We start from the raw sequence: 19,161 nt of genomic DNA on the forward strand, positions 1-19,161 counted from the left end.
CCCGCCTAAAATTTAGGCAAGATACGTGAATTACCTGGTCAGTTTTCAACCGGTACAACTAGGCTTTTAGTGTCAAGTTTCGATCGGTGTCAACAGACTAGTATTTTCTTGTGATTTCTCATCTGACTCAATCGCTTTCTCAAGAATCATCTGCAATAGTTTTGCCTTGGCTGCCATCATTTCAGCAAGCTTTTTCGGGGATTTGATTGTTTGCCCGATAAATGTGCAGAAATTTTGTATCCGGGCAGTAAATTCGGAAAAGCCTTCTGTCAGCGGTTCAATCTTGTTGTTTTTGATATCACCAATGCGGATTTCCGCAACTATTTCGCCGTTCTGATAGAACTGGAACCAAAGGTAATCGGTAATGATGAGGTTGTCTAGCGCCTTACGATAGCGGTCAAATTGAGGCTTATACTGCTTATCATTTAAATCTTTGCCGATGTCTTTAGCTTCAATGAAACCAATCGGTATTTTCCCTTTTGTGATTACATAATCTGGGTTGCCACACTCAGTTACATTAGCCGGTTCATTGGTGACTTCAACGCCTGGCACTAATTCACGAATAAGTGATTCAAGATTTCCTCGATAAGCATGTTCTTTAGCTATGCCTGATTGGAAACGTTTGTGAATGGCTTCTATATACTGATTTAAATTCATTTTCCCTTTTTTGCTTTACAGTCCATATTTGCAGCAAACTTCACGCCCATTACTACAGTCTGGCATAGCCAGTCTGTCCTCATACCATGCACAAGAGCAAAGCTGTTGTGCCTATTCTCAATAAAGCATAGAGATAATCCGTTAAAAAGTGAAATGTTTGTAGATTTATTAAAGCCAGATGCATTTGTTTATCTGTCCTTCAAACCTGAAACTTTAATCTAATGAATGGAATTCTGAGATTTACATGCAACCACGCATTGAAAAATCGATTGCCCATTTTTTAGCAAAAACACTTACTCCTGAATGTGGCGAAATCTTTAAAACACTTCGCGCCAAACGGGGTTCGCGAGGTTGGGATTCTCCTGATTTTGAATCCATCGCACCAAGTGTCAAGTAGATTCACAACGACGCAAATTAGAAGTCGGTATTATTAAATTCCTGCTATTTAGATACATCAAACCAATGATGGACTGCGGTTACAAAACGGTTACAATTTTAAGAAAAGAAAAAAGCACTTAGGATTTTTGTCACTAAGCGCTTGATTTTTTGGTGGGTCTGGCTGGACTCGAACCAGCGACCAAGGGATTATGAGTCCCCTGCTCTAACCAACTGAGCTACAGACCCGTATATTATTATTTTAAGCTAAACTCAATTATTTCCCGTATCCAAGAAACTTCGCAAACGCTCGGAACGTGCTGGATGACGCAGTTTACGCAGTGCTTTGGCTTCAATCTGTCGGATACGTTCACGCGTAACATCGAACTGCTTCCCTACTTCTTCCAGCGTATGATCGGTATTCATTTCAATTCCGAAACGCATGCGTAGTACTTTGGCTTCACGCGGTGTTAACGAATCCAGTATATCCTTTGTAACCCCCCTTAAGCTAGCATAAACTGCCGCATCGGCTGGCGCCATTGTTGCTGCATCTTCGATAAAATCACCCAAATGGGAATCTTCATCATCACCGATTGGTGTTTCCATAGAAATAGGTTCTTTGGAGATTTTCAGAATTTTACGAATTTTTTCTTCGGGCATTTCCATTTTTTGCGCCAGAACCGCTGGCTCTGGTTCTTGCCCGGTTTCCTGCAGAATTTGGCGTGAAATACGATTCATTTTATTAATCGTTTCAATCATATGCACTGGAATTCGGATAGTACGCGCCTGATCGGCAATCGATCGGGTAATTGCTTGTCGTATCCACCATGTTGCATAGGTTGAAAACTTATAGCCGCGCCGATATTCAAATTTATCGACCGCTTTCATTAAGCCAATATTTCCTTCTTGAATCAGATCAAGAAATTGCAATCCACGGTTAGTATATTTTTTAGCGATCGAAATCACCAGACGCAAGTTCGCCTCCGTCATTTCGCGTTTAGCTCGGCGTGCTTTAGCTTCGCCCGTCGACATCTTGCGATTGATCTCTTTCAGATCTTTAATGGGAATGCCAATCTTATCTTTCAGTGTTAGCAAGTTCTGTTGCTCTTCCATAATTGCAGGCTTATAGTGCTCAAGCGCCTGACTATAGGGCTTACCAGCTTGGATTTCTTGCGCTACCCACCCAAGATTTGTCTCATTTCCAGGAAATGTCTTGATAAAATGATTTCTTGGCATCTTCGCTTTGGATACACACAGATCCATTATCTTACGTTCATAGTTGCGGACATCACCCACTAATTCACGTTGCGTATCACAGAGCTTCTCGACCATTTTTGCCGAGAAACGAATAGCCATCAATTCAGATGAAATTTTATCCTGTAACTCAATATATCCAGAGTGATAAGGCCCTTCTTTTTCAAGCAGCGCTTGCATCTCGTTATAAATCTCACGAATAACTGCAAAACGTTCCAGCGCATCAGCTTTTAGCTTCAACAAATTTGCACTGGCAACTGCGGCGTCTCCATCTTCGTCTTCGTCTTCGTCTTCGAGATCACCGGCCTCTAACTCTTGTTCCAATGATTCTTCGGAAAACTCTTCGTTCATGATGTCTTGTGCATTGGCATCTAACAGCCCATCTACAACTTCATCAATACGTAAGCTGTCTTTTTCAATTTCGGTTGCCAGACCGACAATTCCCGCAATAATCGGCGGACAAGCTGAAATCGCTTGAATCATATGACGCAAACCGCCTTCGATGCGTTTGGCAATCTCAATCTCACTTTCACGCGTCAGCAATCCTACTGAACCCATTTCACGCATATACATACGCACAGGATCCGTCGTACGTCCAAACTCAGAGTCTACTGTAGAAAGTGCAGCTTCAGCCTCCTCCGCCACATCCTCGTCGGCAACGGTTGTCGCAGCATCCGACATCAGCAATGTTTCAGCATCCGGCGCTTCATCATGTACCGATATGCCCATATCATTGATCATGCTGATGATGCCTTCTATCTGCTCTGCATCCAACATATCATCAGGCAAATGATCGTTGATCTCAGCATAAGTCAGATAACCGCGTTCCTTACCTAATCCGATAAGTATTTTGAGGCGCATGCGGCGTGCCTCAATATCTTGCGGCAACGCGGCACTATTCTGGCTGATAGCAATAGGTGCCAGCTCATCCAACTGATCAGCAGCTGCTTTTATCTTTTTGGGCGTTCTGCCCCGGGTTCTCTTACCGTTACCAGACTCGATATCATTAGTATCCAATACTGCTTGCGTCATCTCATCAATACTGATGTCAATTGCTTTAGGAGATGTTTCGATTTGTTTTTCAGTTTTAGCTGTTAACTGATTAAGCGCCTCTTTTTCCAGCATTTCTTTATCGGTATTTTTTATTTCTACAGTTGTTACTTTCTCTTTCTTGATAACTTCAGTATCTTTTGACTTGACCACTTTTGTTCTTGGCATGTTGTATTCCAATAATATGGATAAATTAAAAGCTGAAAACGCCAGATTATATCAAAATTCGATACAACTGACACTTAGTAACTCACTTCATAGCATGGCTAATCGTTGCAATTCTCGTTTCTCTTCATCGGTTAACCTATCCAAAGATTTGCTGTGTAACTCAGTCATACGCTTCTTATTTTGTATTTGTTGCAATTTCTTTAAGGTATCCAAAAATTCCATCTCTATATCATCCGGATCACCCCACTCCAGGGTCTCACTTTCAATACTCTCCAGTAGCGTTCTATATGGACTGTCTTGCAAATAAGTCAATACTGAAGGAGTTGATTTACTCTCAGCTAGGTGAGCATGTGTATTCAAAAAATCAACCAGCGTTTTTAGGGCAGCAAATTCTTCGGTATCTTCACTGCATTCGACAAGCAAATTTCTATCCAGTTTAGCGATATAATTCGGACTGTACAACAGCATCCGGATCAATCGATGATAGAGTGTAATCTGCTGTTTTCTATGCGCATTCCCCGTCTTACGAGCCGTCGATATACGTTTTACTTGCAACAAATCTTCCAATTCATCTCGACTAATCCCGCTCAATTCAACCAAGCGATTTAAAAGTATCAATGACAGCGCCGGTGCCTTCACTTGTTGCAGTAAGGGTTTCGTATCATTCACTAATTTGGCACGACCTTCACCGGTTTGAAGATTTATTCCTGAGCATAATTCCTTGAATAAAAACTCCGATAGGGGTATTGCTTGCTTGAGTTGCCGCTCAAAAGATTCCTTTCCATATCGACACACATAACTGTCGGGATCCTCACCTTCAGGCAAAAACAGAAAACTTAAATATTTATCATCCGAAATGAGTGCCAAACTATTCTCAAGCGCACGCCATGCTGCCTTTCTACCTGCTTTATCGCCATCAAAACAGAAAATAATGCGATCGGTCTGGCGCAAAAGTTTCTGAATATGAAAACTGGTGGTCGCTGTACCCAAAGCAGCCACGGCATAATCAATCCCATGTTGCGAGAGTGCGATCACATCCATATAACCTTCTACCACAATCACACAATTCGCCTCACGAATGGCACGACGGGCGGAAAAGAAATTATATAACTCCCGTCCTTTCTCAAATAAAATTGTTTCTGGAGAATTCAAATATTTCGGCTCATCCTGCTCCAATACCCTGCCGCCGAAACCAACAATCTGGCCTTTTTGATTAAGGATCGGAAACATAATGCGATCTCTGAATCGGTCATATTGCCTAGCCTCATCATTAATGATGATCAGCCCTGCTTTTACCAATAATCCCCGGGTTTCTTCAGACTGGTAATCAGGAAAAACCGCTTCAAGGTTTTGCCAACCCGCAGGTGCATAACCCATTGCAAACCGCGCTGCAGTTTTACCGGACAATCCACGTTTTTTGAGATAAGCAATCGCCTTTTCTGATACTTTCAGTTGCTCTCGATAAAACTGAGTAGCAACCTGCATTACATTGATCAAATCTTGTGGCGATACCTCTGAATTATGGATACCATCTCTTTCTATCCGATATTGTGATAAATCATTGGTATCAATTTGATTGGAAGTTGTATCGACTTGCTGCACCGGTACTTGCATGCCCACATAGGCGGCCAAGTCACGCACTGCCTCAACAAAGCTCAAGCCACTATAATCAATCAAGAAACTGATCGCATTACCATGTGCTCCGCAACCAAAACAATGATAAAACTGCTTGGTTTGGCTGACCGTAAATGAGGGAGTTTTTTCACTGTGAAACGGGCAACAGGCTACAAAATTAGCGCCTGCTTTTTTAAGCGGAACATGACGGTCAATCGCATCAACAATATCTACACGACTGAGTAAATCATGAATAAAAGGCTGAGGAATCATCTATAGAAAACTATCAATAGTGCCCCGCAATCAATTATAAAGAAATTACAGTTTTTTTAAGAACCAGCAATTCCCGAATAGAGCACAATTTCAGGCTGATATTTTTTCTTTAATCAGTATCGATACTTTTGCCATATCAGCACGTCCAGCAAGTCTTGACTTCAGCAAAGCCATCACCTTACCCATATCCTGCATGTTTTTGGCTCCTGTCGCTGAAATCGCTTCAGCAATCAAAGTATCTATCTCGGCGTCATTCAATGCTTGCGGCATATAGGCACTTAAAATAGCAACTTCGTCTTTTTCCTTATCAGCCAGATCATTACGCAGCGCAGCCTCATATTGCGCAATAGAATCTCTACGCTGTTTGAGCATTTTCTCAATCACCGCAATTACCGCTGCGTCATCAAGTACTATGCGTTCATCCACTTCACGCTGCTTGATAGCCGCTTGCAACAAGCGAATCGTATCTCGCTGCTTGGTGTCGCCCGAGCGCATAGCTGCCTTCATATCATCAGTAATTTTCTGTTTCAAACTCATAGTAGCAGTTTCCGGCACAACCATTAGGCTTTCACATAATACTCAAAAAGCAGAAGCATCAAGTTACTTTCATGTAAATAGCTATGATCTAATAAAGCTTAGGAGGTAGCAATTGACTACGCAACCGTTTGTAATTGCGCTTAACAGCCGCTGCCAGCTTACGTTTACGTTCTGCTGTTGGTTTTTCATAAAACTCACGCGCACGCAATTCTGTCAGTATCCCTGTTTTTTCTATGGATCGCTTAAAACGTCGCATAGCAACTTCAAATGGCTCATTTTCCTTGACTTTAATAGTTGTCATAAATATGCAAAATCCTCGGTTGTTAGTTAATATATAATATTTTCTTTTCGTGCCAGAACAACAAAATCAACGAGGCATAAAAAAGTTTTTGATTATAACACCAAGAATTCTGTTATAAAAGCGCAAATCTTCTCTCCCATTTTCCCTAATGCTTATTCTAGGTATTGAAACCTCTTGTGATGAAACAGGGATCGCACTTTTCGACACAACACGAGGTTTACTCAGTCACACACTCTATTCACAAATAGCAATGCATAGTGAATATGGCGGTGTGGTGCCGGAACTGGCATCGCGCGATCACATCCGACGTGTTCTCCCATTGATCAAGCAAGCTTTGCGCACAGCGCAATGTCAATTACACGAAATCAACGCCATCGCTTATACCCAGGGGCCCGGATTGGCTGGCGCACTCTTGGTTGGCGCCAGCATTGGCGCCGCATTGAGTTTTGCATTAAGCATTCCTGCACTAGGCATCCATCATCTGGAAGGCCATCTATTATCGCCATTGTTATCCACGCCAGCACCAAGCTTCCCGTTCATTGCATTGCTGGTATCCGGAGGCCATACACAACTGATGCAAGTCGATGGTGTAGGCCAATACAAGCTGTTAGGCGAAACGGTTGATGATGCAGCAGGCGAAGCTTTTGATAAAACAGCCAAATTATTGGGATTGGGTTATCCGGGTGGCGCAGCCTTATCAAAACTTGCACAGCAAGGCCAGCCAAATCGCTTCAAACTTCCGCGACCAATGCTTAATAGCGGGGATCTCAACTTTAGTTTTAGTGGCCTTAAAACTGCAGTGCTTACTTTGATTAACAAGCAGGAAAGCACGCAGCAGAACCACGCGGACATTGCTTTGGCTTTTCAGCAAGCTATTGTAGAAGTATTAACACAAAAATCTTTGTCGGCCCTATCACAGACCGGCATCACACAACTGGTCGTCGCCGGAGGCGTAGGCGCCAATGCGCAATTACGCCAGAATCTCAGCAACAAGGCAGCTTCAAACGGAGCAACCGTTTTCTATCCGGAACTTGAATTCTGCACCGATAACGGCGCCATGATCGCCTTTGCCGGTGCAATGCGATTGCAAGCTGCGCCGCATAAAACCTGGCAACCCACAAGCAGCTTCACCGTCAGGGCACGTTGGAATCTGGAAACACTTAAAGCATCAAGCGACTAATCAAGGAACCGAGGACTTCTTTTCACCAATGCGTCCTTCTTTGCCAGCCAGCAAACTAACAATGTTCGATTGGTGACGCCAGACCAACACCAATGACATGCATAAAACCGCCAGCGTACTCCCTTCAAAACCCAGCATGCTCGCGGCGTAAAGCGGCGTCAGTACTGCCGCAACCAAAGCCGACAAGGACGATATGCGCCAAATCAATGCAACCAACAGCCAAGTCGCTATCGCCATCAAACCAACCCACGGATTTAAACCCAGCAACACACCCACTGCGGTTGCGACGCCTTTACCGCCCTGGAAGCGCAGAAATACTGGAAAAACATGCCCAAGAAATACTGCCAGTGCAACCACAGCAATCCCTTCATTACCCAATCCCCAAATCGGGGCATAATATTGCGCCAAAACCACCGCAAGCCAGCCTTTACCGGCATCGCCCAACAATGTCAAAACAGCTGCAGCTTTCTTACCACTACGCAAGACATTGGTTGCTCCCGGATTCTTAGAACCGTATGTACGCGGGTCCGGCAATTTAAAAATCCAACTGGATACCACCGCGAAAGAAACAGATCCCAATAAGTAAGCCAACAAAGCAAACAACAATATTGTCATGTGTAATTAGCACCATCCAAACAAAATAGAATAGAATCCCAGATATTTCACATCAGCAAAATGCCCATTAAAGAAACATTGACTCAGTGCTTTTTTAATTCCGGCAACAGCTTGCTCATTTTAGCGCTTAATCACCGATGGATATTATTTTTCTGCACGATTTCAAAGCAAAAACCTTAATTGGAATTTATCCATGGGAACGCAAAGTCCCCCAAACCATTCAATTAGATCTGGAGATTGCACTCCCAACCAGCCGGGCATGCCAATCGGACAATATCGAAGACGCGCTGGATTATGCTCTGATCATTGAAAGAATTAACAAGATTCTGGCAGAACAACACTTTTCTTTACTGGAGGCCCTGGCAGAACATATCGCACAAACCATCCTGATGGAGTTTCATTCACCATGGGTTAAAATCAGTGTTGCAAAACTTGGAATTATACGTGGGGTAAAAAAACTGGGAGTATGTATTGAACGAAAAGCCAGTTCTGTTTAAGCATTAAATCCACAACGTATCCTTGCATCAAATTACAAGGATACGTTATTGGTGCCTTCGCAATATTGTTTTAAAAATCTATTTTAATTGCTCCCTCCGTTAACGAGTCGGCGCCTGCCGCACCAGCCAAGGTATCATTGCCGGCCGCGCCCACCAGATTATCGTTACTCGGTGTACCGACAATGGCCTGTTGGATTAAAAACCAAGATCACTTCTGCTTAAAACTACCTCCACAATTTTTCATTACCAAAAAAGAATCTCTAGCTAGAGATTCTTTTGAGAAGATATTCACAAAAACTATTATATATCAAAATATTAAAACCACTTCCCCAACCTCCAATATTACAAATGTCGAGAATAATATGAAATTAATTGCCTCAAAAACAATATGTCACAAGCATATATGATTAGCTATCCCATACGGCCAGCTATATCAACTAACCATAATACCCGCAAGCTATCATTTATTATTTAGAGTTAATAACTTGCTATTGGTAACGTGTTGGATCCGCTATTTCCATTGCAATAAATCCAGCACGTCGGATGCGGCACGAATCACACCTACCACAGGCTCGCCCCATCACATCCGCCTGATAGCAGGAAACAGTCAAGCTGTAATCAACATCTAATGCCAACCCTTTTTCAATAATGTCTTTCTTAGACAAACTAATCAGCGGTGCATGAACGGTTATTTTTTTGCCTTCAATGGCTGCCTTAGTTGCTAAATTCGCCATTTTCTCAAAGGCCTGAATGTACTCCGGACGACAGTCGGGATAACCGGAGTAGTCGACCGCATTCACGCCGATAAAAATATCCTGACAATCCAGTGTTTCTGCCCATGCCAGCGCCAGTGACAACATGATGGTATTTCTGGCAGGAACATAGGTAATGGGAATACCGATATTTTCTCCGGAGACCGGCACTTCGAGCGACTGATCGGTGAGTGCAGATCCACCAAACACTGCCAGATCCAGCCGGATAGTTTGATGGGCATGAGCACCCAAAGATCGCGCAACATTTTGCGCAGCCGTTAATTCTGACTGATGGCGCTGACCATAATCGACACTCAAAGCATGGCACTGAAATGCTTGGTTTCGTGCAATAGCCAACACTGTTGCAGAATCCAGTCCACCCGATAACAATACAACCGCTTTTTTCATACGCTAATCGGCCTGATGGGTTAGGGTATCGCAAACATTAACGCCCAGGCCCTTCTCCCCACAGTAATTTATGCAACTGAATCTGCATTCTCACCGGCAGTTGGTCACGCAAAATCCAGGCCGCCAATGTCGCTGGGTCAAGCTCGGCATGAACAGGTGAAAACAGGATAGGACATATTTTCTGTAGCTGCCGGTTGTAAATGATTTCACAAGCCCATTGATAATCTGCCTCATCACAAAGTACAAATTTAATCTCATCCTGTTGAGTCAGATGAGCAAGATTGAACCAGTTATTTTTAGTCATTTCCCCCGAGCCGGGTGTTTTGATATCCATTACTTTACATACACGTGTATCCACATTAGATAGCTCCAGCGCGCCGCTGGTTTCCAATGATACTGAATACTGCGCATCGCACAATGCTGTCAATAGAACCAAGCATGCTTTCTGTGCCAAAGGCTCGCCGCCTGTCACTGTCACGTAATGGGTTTTATAGTGCGCGACTTGGTTCAGGATTTCTGATATCGATATATTGCCGCCGCCAGTAAAAGCATAGGCCGTATCACAATAGCCGCACCGCAAAGGACATCCCGTCAAACGTACAAAAACCGTTGGTAGGCCGACGCGACTTGTCTCTCCTTGTAAGGAAAAAAAAATCTCACTGATACGCAAAGTTGTTGTTTCTAGTGTTTGCACAATGCTTGACTATCTGGAGGAAAAAATTTAACCACGATCGCCTACCGGCTAGTGCAACAAATAGCATGTGCTACTTGTGATATGAAGAATTTATTTGAAATTGGCCAAACGCTGCTTGGCTTTTTTTGCGGCGTCACTGCTCGGATACTTTGTTACCAAATCTTCTAGGGTATGCTTACTCGCCCTACTATCACCCATTTCATGCTGGCTAGTGGCCATATTAAGAAAAGCATCCGGCGCTTTAAGGCTATCCGGATACTTATTAATCAATCTCTTTTGTGCATCAATAGCCAATTGATAATCACGCAGCGCGTAGCGTGCATTACCAACCCAGTAGGCAGCCCCGGGTGCCAAATTCGATTGCGGATAGCTCTCCAGGAAATTCTCAAATTGTGCGATGGCGCTTGCATAATCGCCATTTTTAAATAAATTAAAGGCTTCTTTATAGGCATCGTTTTCTACTGGACTGGGCGGCATCAATTCATTGGCTGACAATGCTCTTGAATCGGGTTGTGCCGCAGCAACTGTTTCTTCAGTTGCTGCAACTTCCGGCATTACTGCAGTCGCCGCGAGTGAAGCTGGCGCTGCCGATTCATTGGATGGCGGCGTTACCATGCTCTGCGGTGAGCCTTTCGGACTAGGATGAGATGAAGGAGCTCGCTTATTAGGCTGCTCAATTTCGCGCAAACGGTTGTCTAAATCAATATAAAAATCGCGCTGTCGCTTTTGTAACAGCGAATTATCGTTGCTCAGCATTTCTATTTGCCCGTTTAGCTTACCCAATTCAAGCCCGAGCGTTTCAACCTTTGCATACAGCTCAAGCAGCGCTTGGCTATTCAACGCTTGCTCCATTTTGGCAATACGCGCTTCCATCTCATTGACTTGTTTCCGTAAGACGCTGATTTGTTCGCGTGCCTCATCATCGCCAAACAATGCCGCATGACTGGCACTACCGCTCATTAATAGCAATAGTAAGAAAGCGCGTATCAGCATGTTTACTCACCTCGATAAAGAATATCTGTACGGCGATTCTGGCTCCAGGTTGATTCGCCATGCCCCAATGCGCGTGGCTTTTCTTCGCCCAGACTCACAGATTCAATCTGTTCATCGCGGGCACCCGCTAATGTCATCATATTTTTTACGCTATCCGCACGACGTTGTCCCAACGCAAGATTGTATTCACGGCTGCCACGATCATCGGTATTGCCCTGCAGAATCGCACTGGCGCTGGCATTGTCGCGTAAGAACCGGGCGTGTGACAACACTAATTCCCTGTAGTCGCTTCTAACGGTATAACTATCATAGTCATAATAAACGCTACGTTGCGACAGAATGCTGTTAGGGTCTTGCAATTGACTAAAATAGCTCGGCCTTCCGGAACCAGAGTCCATCAAATCACTGCCACCCGAACCGCTACCGACTCCACCTGCGGTTAGATCATCAACCTCAGGCTGAGTTGTCTGGCTGGCGCACGCTGATAACAACACGATTAATGCAATACCTGCTAATTTCCTCATTTACTCACTCCTTGTAATTAAAAAACTTGCGTTATTTCCACTTAGGCAGAGGCCCCCATGCCGGCTCCCTGATATCACCTGTTTGTACGGAAAGATGTTGCCTTGTTTGCCCATCCCTCGAAACAGCGGATAATATACCATGCCCGTCAATCTCAGTTGCATACAAGATCATCTTGCCGTTGGGCGCAAAACTTGGAGATTCATCAAATTTGGAATTGGTCAGTATCTGCACCTGACGTGAACCAATTTCTTGAACGGCTACGTTAAATCGACTATCACCGCGATGGATAAACGTGAAACTTTTACCATCCTGACTAAAATCCGGGCTGACATTGTAACTCCCCTCAAAAGTGAGGCGTTCAGCATTACTGGTTTCGGCATTGGTGATTGCCATGCGATAAATTTGCGGGCTACCGCCGCGATCAGATGTAAATAGGATGTACCGACCATCGGGAGAAAAATTTGGCTCGGTATCGATTCCGGAGCTTCGACTCAATCGCTGTAAACCGCTGCCATCGACATTCACCAGAAATATTTGCGATCCGCCTTGTCCGGTTAGTACGACGGCCAGTTTTTTACCGTCGGGCGACCAGGCCGGCGCACTGTTACTGCCTTTAAAGCTGGCAACCGCTCTACGCTCACGCGTTGATAATGTTTGCACATACACAATCGGTTTTTTATTTTCAAATGAAACATAAGCCAGTTGATTACCATCCGGTGACCAAGCCGGAGAAATAATCGGCTCCGTGTACTCAATGATGGATTGTGCGTTATAGCCATCTGCATCCGCAACTTGCAGTGCATACTTATTACCCCGTTTCAGCACATAGGCAATACGCGTGCTGAATACCCCCACATCGCCGGTCAATGCTTCATAAATAACGTCTGCAATGCGATGCGCGGCGGCACGCAATTGTGTTTTAGGAACAGTAATCGACAAACCCGTTAATTGCGATTTCTTCGCAACATCCATCAAGCGGAATTGAATCTCCACTTGATCGCCGGATAACGCTATCGTACGACCAATGACCAGCGCATTGGCACCGCGATTCGCCCAATCCGCATATACCACATCGGTCGGCACATGAGGGGATAACCCGGAGGAATCCACCAATTTGAACAAACCCGTACGTTGCAAATCAGCACCAATCACCGGCGTGATACCCTGATTAAGTTTATTTTCTTCCGCAAAAGGAACAATGGCGATGGGTATGCGTGATGCGCCGCCACCAAAAATTTCGATATTCAGTTGCGCATGCAAAGGCATGCTCACCCACCATAAAAGTAGAATCAATGCACTACTACGAATAGTTTTGAACCAATGAATTGACATAAGTATTAAGTTGTTAGAAAACAAAAAAATTCACGATGATTATAACAATCATTCACGATAATGCACGGTAATATTCAAGTTACGAAACTCATTGAATAAAGTAGGATCAGGCGGCAGTGGCAATGGCTTTGATAAAAAGATTGCACGCTCGACAGCACTGTCAAAAGCCGTATGTCCGCTACTCTTGCTTAACCTGACATCCAGAATATCCCCACCCGGAAGCAGCGTGACATTGAACTCAACCACCGGATTACCTGGCAGGTCAGGCGGCATGACGATTCTGCTCCTGATCTTGGCAAGAATCATCGCCTTATATTTGGAAATCTCGTTCGTTATCTGATTTCTCGCCGCTGCTTGCTGAGCAGCACGTTTAGCTTCGGCTTCCCGCTGTGCCTTTGCCTCTTGTTCACGCTGCCGCTGTACGGCTTGCTCTTTTTCTTTCTGCTTTTGTAATTCCTTTTGTTTTTCCAGCTCTTTCTGCTTCTCGAATTCTTTTTGTTTCTCCAGTTCTTTCTGTTTTTCTAATTCTTTTTTCTTTTCAAGTTCCTTTTGCTTTTCAAGCTCTTTCAATCTTTCCTGCTCTTTAATTTTCTCTCGTTCTTTTTTCTTTTGCTCTTCCACATCCGGCTTAGCCTCTTTAATGGGCTCAGGCTTCTCTTTCATTGCGATATCAGGTTTCTTAATCGGTGGTGTAGTCGCTTTCTGCGGCGCAGGTTTAGGCGGCTCCGACTTAGTTAGTTCCGGTTTGGGCGGCTCTGGCTTGGGTGGTTCCGGCTCTGGCTCCGACTTAGGTTTGACAGACTCCTGAACGGGCTTAGGTTGCTTCGGAGGTGGTTGAGTTTTTACCGGCTCCTGCACAGATTTAGGCAACTCTGTCCATATATCTACGATCATGCCTTCTGGCGGATGGTCTTTCCAATTCAAGCCAAAAATCATTAGCGCGACAAAAACGAGATGCACCAGCACCGCCAGCACACCCGCCAATAATGATTTTGGTTCGGAATGGGAAAAATTGCGTAAGACGCTCACACTCATTACAGCTCATTCATTTTTGTTGCGCCAGCAAACCCACTTTCTGCACTTGATTTTGCTGCAGAATGTCCATCACTTTGATCACTTCTTCGTAACGTACATTTTTGTCGGCCGCAATTACCACCGGCTGTTCCGTATTCTGTGCTTGCTTTTGCTTAATAGCTTCAATCAACTGGTTCCGATCCACTTTCTGTTCCACCGATGATTTGGCGCGATCACGTAAGGTCAAGCTGCCATCTGCTTTAATAATCACTTCCATTGGTGCAGCCGGTGTCGCCAATGATTTGCCAATCTGCGGCAACTCAATCTGTCCATGGTTAATCATTGGCGCTGTAATCATAAAAATGATCAACAGCACCAGCATGACATCAATGTATGGCACCACATTGATTTCATTCATTAATCGATGTTTGGCACGACGCGCCATACAATCCTCTCAGTTGTGTTTATCCGGCTGCTCGCCGTTGCAATACATTGGACAGTTCTTCCATAAAACTCTCAAACCGGGTTGCCAGTTGATCAGTACCGCTGGCATAGCGATTATAAGCAACCACGGCAGGAATTGCCGCGAACAATCCCATCGCAGTTGCAATCAGTGCTTCCGCAATACCCGGCGCAACATGCGCAATGGTAGCTTGCGTGACGCTCGATAAGCTGCGAAAAGAATTCATAATTCCCCACACGGTACCCAACAAACCAATATAAGGACTGACTGACCCGACCGTCGCCAGAAACGATAGGTGTGATTCCAAGTAATCCATTTCCCGCTGATAAGTCGCCCGCATGGCTCTGCGCGTACTGTCCATCACCGCTTCAAGATCAGATCCTGGCGGGTGCTTATTAAATTCACTAAAACCAGCAGCAAAAATACGTTCCATACTGCCCGAGTCATAGCGTGCACTTGTTGTGCGCTGATAAAGCGCGTTCATATCGGCGCCACGCCAAAAAATATCTTCAAAATCATCAGTCTTCTTTATCTCATTGCGAATAACGAATAATTTACGAAAAATAAACCACCATGATAAAAGTGAAATCATGACCAAAATCAGCATCACCAGTTGTACCAGCAAACTGGCGCTACTGATCAGATGCAGAAACGACATATCTTGTGTTACTGTTGTACTCATGCGGGTTTCCCAATTCTCTCACGTAATGGTGCAGGAATGCTGACTGGCTTCAGTGTTTCTGCACCGACACACACCACATGGATCGTGGCATTTACTAATTTGACATGGCTGCATAAAACTTCCTGAGATAGCACAATGCGGCTTCTGCCTATCTCCTTAACGGCCACTGTCACATTCAAAAAGTCATCAAGGACCGCCGGCTTGAGGTATTGGATCTCAAGCGAGCGTACCATGAACAATACATTGTGAATTTCAGTTAGTAATTTTACATTAAACCCTAATTCCCTGAGCCACTCATATCGCGCACGCTCCATAAAATTAAGGTAGGTTGAATGATATACCACACCGCCAGCATCCGTATCTTGGTAATAGACACGCACAGGAAGTGAAAAATTATTGATTAGCATGCTGTTTCGCTAAGCAGGAAAAACACCTGTCGACAAATAACGATCACCGCGGTCACATACGATAAATACAATTATCGCATTTTCAACTTGCGCAGACACATGTAATGCCGCTGCCAAAGCACCGCCCGATGAGATGCCTGCAAAAATCCCTTCTTCGCTTGCCAGCCGGCGCGTTAAATCTTCAGCGTCTCCTTGAGAAACATATAATAATTCATCCACTCGTTGCGCATCATAGATTTTAGGCAAATAAGCAGGCGACCATTTGCGAATGCCGGGAATTTGTGAACCTTCCTCCGGCTGCACGCCAATCACTTTAATGGCTGGTCGCTGTTCTTTGAAAAATCTCGAACACCCCATGATCGTTCCGGTAGTTCCCATGCTGCTGACAAAATGGGTAATTTTCCCATCGGTGTCGCGCCAAATTTCTGGTGCTGTGCCTTCATAATGCGCCAATGGATTATCCGGATTAGCAAATTGATTCAGAATGATGCCTTTCCCTTCGTCCTGCATTTTCTCCGCCACATCACGCGCTTGCTCCATACTGCCGGATTTGGGAGTCAGAATCAGCTCCGCACCATATGCGCGCATGGATTGTCGCCGTTCTACACTAAGGTTTTCCGGCATAATCAGCACCATACGGTAACCCATAATAGCAGCAGCCATCGCCAACGCGATACCGGTATTGCCACTGGTTGCCTCAATCAGCGTATCGCCCGGTTTAATTTCTCCGCGTTGCTGCGCATGCGAAATCATGGACAATGCCGGTCGGTCTTTTACCGAACCGGCAGGATTATTACCCTCAAGTTTGGCGAGAATGATATTGCTGGTTGTCCCAGGCAGATGCTTGAGTTTTACTAAAGGCGTGTTACCGACATAACTTTCAATCGTTTTATACATGGACGAAAACTTCATAATAGGTTTCTTGAGATTATCACATAAGCAATCTGCGTGAAACATTGTGAACGCCTACCTAAATAAAATAAAAGCCTCTCTGAAACTCTCTCAGAGAGGCTTTTATTTAGAAAAACACTAGAACTAGAAACTTATTCCTGCTTGGCTGGAGTTTCCGTACTTTTACCGGCTTCAACCGTAACCACATCGCGCAGCTGTTTGATGGTTCCAGAACCAATACCGTCAACTTTTTTTAAATCATCCACAGAAGCAAAGGAACCATTTTTCTCACGAAATTCAACGATTGCTTTTGCTTTCGCAGGGCCAACACCCTGCAAAGATTCAAGTTCAGCCTGCGAAGCTGTATTGATATTGATAGCCGCAAATGTAGTACCGGCAAACAACAGTGTCAGAATCATAACAAAAAACAATTTCTTCATATATCTCCTTTATCATAAGCAATTGATACATAGAAATAAAACCCTGCATAAAAAACCTAGATGCTACTTACACAGGCTTGGGTTATATCGGATACAGAAGAAATTAATTGAATTAACCATCTCTGAAAAATCTATTTTCTTCAAAAGATTCCAGCACCTCCCACGTTAATCCAATAAATACCTAGAATAATGATAGGTAAAAGACGGTCGACTATTGCTGCTGAAAGACAATCGCGTCAACAAAAGGTACCCGAAGAAAACCACCCCTACCCAACTTGGTAGATTTCATCATTGCTACCCACATTAACCAAGATAATTTCATGTTCAGCAATCAATAACTCAAAGGTAATACGATAATTAAGATTGATTGAAACTGAATACAGCCCTGCCAATTTACCTCTCAGTGAATGAATTCTCAAAGAAGTGCGGTATGGATTAAAGACCAAAAGTTGTAAGGTCTTGCGATAAAGCTCTTTTAATTCGGGATGCTTTTGAGCAAAGCGTATGGCACGTTTTTTATAGCTTTCGGTATAAATGAGCGTGTAGCTCATTTTGAAAATAGATCATCGACATGCTGATCGACACTTTCTTTGCTGAATCGACCGGATACCATGTCCTGCTTCGCCTCATACAACGCAGCCTCCAGCTCCACTTCACGCAAATAGTGATATGTTCGACTTTCATCACAACAAAACACTCTCTGCCGCTTAAACCTTATTATCCCGGCTTCCCATCCACCCGTTGCCGCCAGTAAATTGGCGCGTACTTGGCCGCCCAGAGCACAAAACAAATCAGCCAGGCGAGTCCGGCGGCCACATAGAACATCGGTGCTATCGCCGGCACGATATCCGCTAGAACCCTCAGTGCGGCTGCCGCTTGGAAACCTAGAAACAGCAGCCATGTGAAACGATCCAATTCCAATGGCCGCCCGGAATGTCCGAGCGTAACTCGTGACGCCATCGCCAATACCATGCTGGCAAAGTAGCCGATCGCCAATGCATGCAAGGGTGCCAAGCCAAGTAGCATATTGCCGGATAGCTGATATACCAAGCTCTGTATCCCGTACAACAACATCGACACACCGAGCCAGGCGAAGGAAACATGTAATACCGCCAGCAAACTGACTTTAAAGCTGCGCAAAAACCCCCAACGGTACGATAAATAAATGGCACAGGCTGCCAGCGGAAAATCCACGATCCATAGATAAGCAGTCATCTCCAGCCATTGCAGGCAGCCGTGCACAACAATACAGGCCAGCATCAACCATAGCATCCAGTAGGGCCTGACCATTTCATAATTGTCCAATACCCGACTGGAGAAAAAGGGGATCATGCGGTGCGAAACCGTCAGCACGATCGGCAACAGAAAAAACCAGATGCCCGCATGACGCGCAAAATCCAGTGCTGCCGGAACTTCGGTGACCAGCCAACCCAAATACGCCGCCAGACCCAGCCAGCCCATGAGCAGCGCAGCGCTGGTTACCCGCGCATGGCGCTTGTCTTGCGCAGGTGTGCCCAGTAAGATACGAAATAACACATACACCGCGACACCCCAGCCGACCAGCATGATCTCTACGCCCATGATGATGACCACTTTGTGCGTCAATAGGCCTGCATAAAACAACACCACGCCGAGCGCCATCAGTAGACTGGTGGCCATGTATTCGCGCGGTTTTACTTTGTCACCGTTCATCCAATTGGGGTAAGTAGTAAACAGGAAACCGAGAATAAAAAACGGGAAAAATCCATAGACCATCAGGAAGGCATGCGCCCAAGTAGGTGCAATGCTCCAAGTTGTGGCTGATCCGGCAATGGCGTAGCGCCCGGTCAGGTCAAACACCCACCAGAGTACAGTCAGCACGCCTTGCAGTGCGCCGGCCAGAAACAAGCTGCGATGCGGTGCAGCGGAAATATGATCGCGCATAGTCGAGGTCATGGTCATTCTAATTCCTTATGAAACGTGTAATTTATTGATGAATCCAGAGTAGTTTCTCTTAAGCCGGGTTATTTGCTTATGGTGCACGTCCCGCTTTGCGCATA

General features: G+C 44.8%; 24 protein-coding genes and 1 tRNA gene. 3 read left to right on the forward strand and 22 right to left on the reverse strand.

Annotated elements, in window-relative coordinates:
- Nucleotides 1-72: 72 nt before the first annotated feature.
- Complete coding sequence (locus C8R34_RS07645) at nt 73-657, reverse strand: hypothetical protein (RefSeq protein ID WP_181415483.1); 585 nt, start codon at nt 655-657, stop codon at nt 73-75.
- A gap of 244 nt (nt 658-901) precedes the next feature.
- Between C8R34_RS07645 and C8R34_RS16455 the strand changes: the two genes are divergently transcribed.
- Nucleotides 902-1,054, forward strand: coding sequence for a hypothetical protein (locus C8R34_RS16455; protein WP_165872541.1), 153 nt, complete (start codon nt 902-904; stop codon nt 1,052-1,054).
- Nucleotides 1,055-1,204: 150 nt separating this feature from the next.
- On the opposite strand, the gene C8R34_RS07650 is transcribed toward C8R34_RS16455, so the two are convergent.
- From C8R34_RS07650 to rpsU, 5 genes are all read right to left on the reverse strand, one after another.
- A tRNA-Ile gene (locus tag C8R34_RS07650) sits at nt 1,205-1,281 on the reverse strand.
- Between the two features lie 24 nt (nt 1,282-1,305).
- A complete protein-coding gene (gene rpoD, locus C8R34_RS07655; protein ID WP_258364421.1) occupies nt 1,306-3,504 on the reverse strand; it encodes an RNA polymerase sigma factor RpoD in 2,199 nt (732 codons plus the stop codon).
- Between the two features lie 87 nt (nt 3,505-3,591).
- Nucleotides 3,592-5,391, reverse strand: coding sequence for a DNA primase (gene dnaG, locus C8R34_RS07660; RefSeq protein ID WP_110339450.1), 1,800 nt, complete (start codon nt 5,389-5,391; stop codon nt 3,592-3,594).
- Between the two features lie 90 nt (nt 5,392-5,481).
- Nucleotides 5,482-5,928, reverse strand: a complete 447-nt coding sequence (locus C8R34_RS07665) for a GatB/YqeY domain-containing protein (RefSeq protein WP_110339638.1) — start codon at nt 5,926-5,928, stop codon at nt 5,482-5,484.
- 88 nt (nt 5,929-6,016) lie between these two features.
- Nucleotides 6,017-6,229 (reverse strand): 30S ribosomal protein S21, encoded by a 213-nt coding sequence (gene rpsU, locus C8R34_RS07670; RefSeq protein WP_013648785.1) that lies wholly within the window; start codon nt 6,227-6,229, stop codon nt 6,017-6,019.
- Nucleotides 6,230-6,377: 148 nt separating this feature from the next.
- Between rpsU and tsaD the strand changes: the two genes are divergently transcribed.
- On the forward strand, nt 6,378-7,409 hold the full coding sequence (tsaD, locus tag C8R34_RS07675) for a tRNA (adenosine(37)-N6)-threonylcarbamoyltransferase complex transferase subunit TsaD (protein ID WP_110339452.1): 1,032 nt from the start codon (nt 6,378-6,380) through the stop codon (nt 7,407-7,409).
- On the opposite strand, the gene plsY is transcribed toward tsaD, so the two are convergent.
- Nucleotides 7,410-8,024, reverse strand: coding sequence for a glycerol-3-phosphate 1-O-acyltransferase PlsY (plsY, locus tag C8R34_RS07680; protein ID WP_110339454.1), 615 nt, complete (start codon nt 8,022-8,024; stop codon nt 7,410-7,412). It abuts the gene before it with no gap.
- Between the two features lie 137 nt (nt 8,025-8,161).
- Here plsY and C8R34_RS07685 point away from each other — a divergent pair, with 137 nt between their 5' ends.
- Nucleotides 8,162-8,521, forward strand: coding sequence for a dihydroneopterin aldolase (locus C8R34_RS07685; RefSeq protein ID WP_110339456.1), 360 nt, complete (start codon nt 8,162-8,164; stop codon nt 8,519-8,521).
- Nucleotides 8,522-8,591: 70 nt separating this feature from the next.
- Here C8R34_RS07685 and C8R34_RS17355 read toward each other — a convergent pair whose 3' ends face one another.
- The 15 genes from C8R34_RS17355 to C8R34_RS07760 all read right to left on the reverse strand — a co-directional run bounded on the left by C8R34_RS17355 (nt 8,592) and on the right by C8R34_RS07760 (nt 19,063).
- On the reverse strand, nt 8,592-8,717 hold the full coding sequence (locus C8R34_RS17355) for a hypothetical protein (RefSeq protein WP_110339458.1): 126 nt from the start codon (nt 8,715-8,717) through the stop codon (nt 8,592-8,594).
- Between the two features lie 292 nt (nt 8,718-9,009).
- The gene (gene queC / locus C8R34_RS07695) at nt 9,010-9,681 is read right to left on the reverse strand and encodes a 7-cyano-7-deazaguanine synthase QueC (RefSeq protein ID WP_110339460.1); all 672 of its coding nucleotides are present in this window, start codon (nt 9,679-9,681) and stop codon (nt 9,010-9,012) included.
- Nucleotides 9,682-9,718: 37 nt separating this feature from the next.
- Nucleotides 9,719-10,375, reverse strand: a complete 657-nt coding sequence (gene queE, locus C8R34_RS07700) for a 7-carboxy-7-deazaguanine synthase QueE (protein ID WP_110339462.1) — start codon at nt 10,373-10,375, stop codon at nt 9,719-9,721.
- 90 nt (nt 10,376-10,465) lie between these two features.
- Nucleotides 10,466-11,368: a tol-pal system protein YbgF gene (ybgF, locus tag C8R34_RS07705; protein ID WP_110339464.1), complete on the reverse strand. Its 903-nt coding sequence runs from the start codon at nt 11,366-11,368 to the stop codon at nt 10,466-10,468.
- Between the two features lie 2 nt (nt 11,369-11,370).
- On the reverse strand, nt 11,371-11,892 hold the full coding sequence (pal, locus tag C8R34_RS07710) for a peptidoglycan-associated lipoprotein Pal (RefSeq protein WP_110339466.1): 522 nt from the start codon (nt 11,890-11,892) through the stop codon (nt 11,371-11,373).
- 31 nt (nt 11,893-11,923) lie between these two features.
- Nucleotides 11,924-13,159, reverse strand: a complete 1,236-nt coding sequence (gene tolB / locus C8R34_RS07715) for a Tol-Pal system beta propeller repeat protein TolB (RefSeq protein ID WP_258364422.1) — start codon at nt 13,157-13,159, stop codon at nt 11,924-11,926.
- A gap of 114 nt (nt 13,160-13,273) precedes the next feature.
- Nucleotides 13,274-14,260, reverse strand: coding sequence for a cell envelope integrity protein TolA (gene tolA / locus C8R34_RS07720; protein ID WP_110339470.1), 987 nt, complete (start codon nt 14,258-14,260; stop codon nt 13,274-13,276).
- Nucleotides 14,261-14,270: 10 nt separating this feature from the next.
- Entirely contained in the window at nt 14,271-14,684 is a 414-nt protein-coding gene (tolR, locus tag C8R34_RS07725; RefSeq protein ID WP_110339472.1) for a protein TolR, read from the reverse strand.
- A 19-nt stretch (nt 14,685-14,703) separates the two neighbouring features.
- Nucleotides 14,704-15,384 (reverse strand): protein TolQ, encoded by a 681-nt coding sequence (gene tolQ, locus C8R34_RS07730; RefSeq protein WP_110339474.1) that lies wholly within the window; start codon nt 15,382-15,384, stop codon nt 14,704-14,706.
- Nucleotides 15,381-15,791 carry a tol-pal system-associated acyl-CoA thioesterase gene (gene ybgC, locus C8R34_RS07735; protein ID WP_110339476.1) on the reverse strand — a complete coding sequence of 137 codons (411 nt, stop codon included), beginning with the start codon at nt 15,789-15,791 and terminating at the stop codon, nt 15,381-15,383. The genes tolQ and ybgC overlap by 4 nt, the downstream gene beginning before the upstream one ends.
- 9 nt (nt 15,792-15,800) lie before the next feature.
- A complete protein-coding gene (gene cysM / locus C8R34_RS07740) occupies nt 15,801-16,688 on the reverse strand; it encodes a cysteine synthase CysM (protein ID WP_110339498.1) in 888 nt (295 codons plus the stop codon).
- A gap of 146 nt (nt 16,689-16,834) precedes the next feature.
- On the reverse strand, nt 16,835-17,122 hold the full coding sequence (locus tag C8R34_RS07745) for a ComEA family DNA-binding protein (RefSeq protein ID WP_110339500.1): 288 nt from the start codon (nt 17,120-17,122) through the stop codon (nt 16,835-16,837).
- A 266-nt stretch (nt 17,123-17,388) separates the two neighbouring features.
- Complete coding sequence (locus C8R34_RS07750) at nt 17,389-17,673, reverse strand: plasmid stabilization protein (protein WP_110339502.1); 285 nt, start codon at nt 17,671-17,673, stop codon at nt 17,389-17,391.
- On the reverse strand, nt 17,670-17,819 hold the full coding sequence (locus C8R34_RS07755; RefSeq protein ID WP_207896456.1) for a hypothetical protein: 150 nt from the start codon (nt 17,817-17,819) through the stop codon (nt 17,670-17,672). The genes C8R34_RS07750 and C8R34_RS07755 overlap by 4 nt, the downstream gene beginning before the upstream one ends.
- A 20-nt stretch (nt 17,820-17,839) precedes the next feature.
- Entirely contained in the window at nt 17,840-19,063 is a 1,224-nt protein-coding gene (locus C8R34_RS07760) for an NnrS family protein (RefSeq protein WP_110339504.1), read from the reverse strand.
- Nucleotides 19,064-19,161 lie beyond the last annotated feature (98 nt).

The sequence above is a fragment of the Nitrosomonas sp. Nm84 genome, assembly GCF_003201565.1.
Classification (GTDB): domain Bacteria; phylum Pseudomonadota; class Gammaproteobacteria; order Burkholderiales; family Nitrosomonadaceae; genus Nitrosomonas.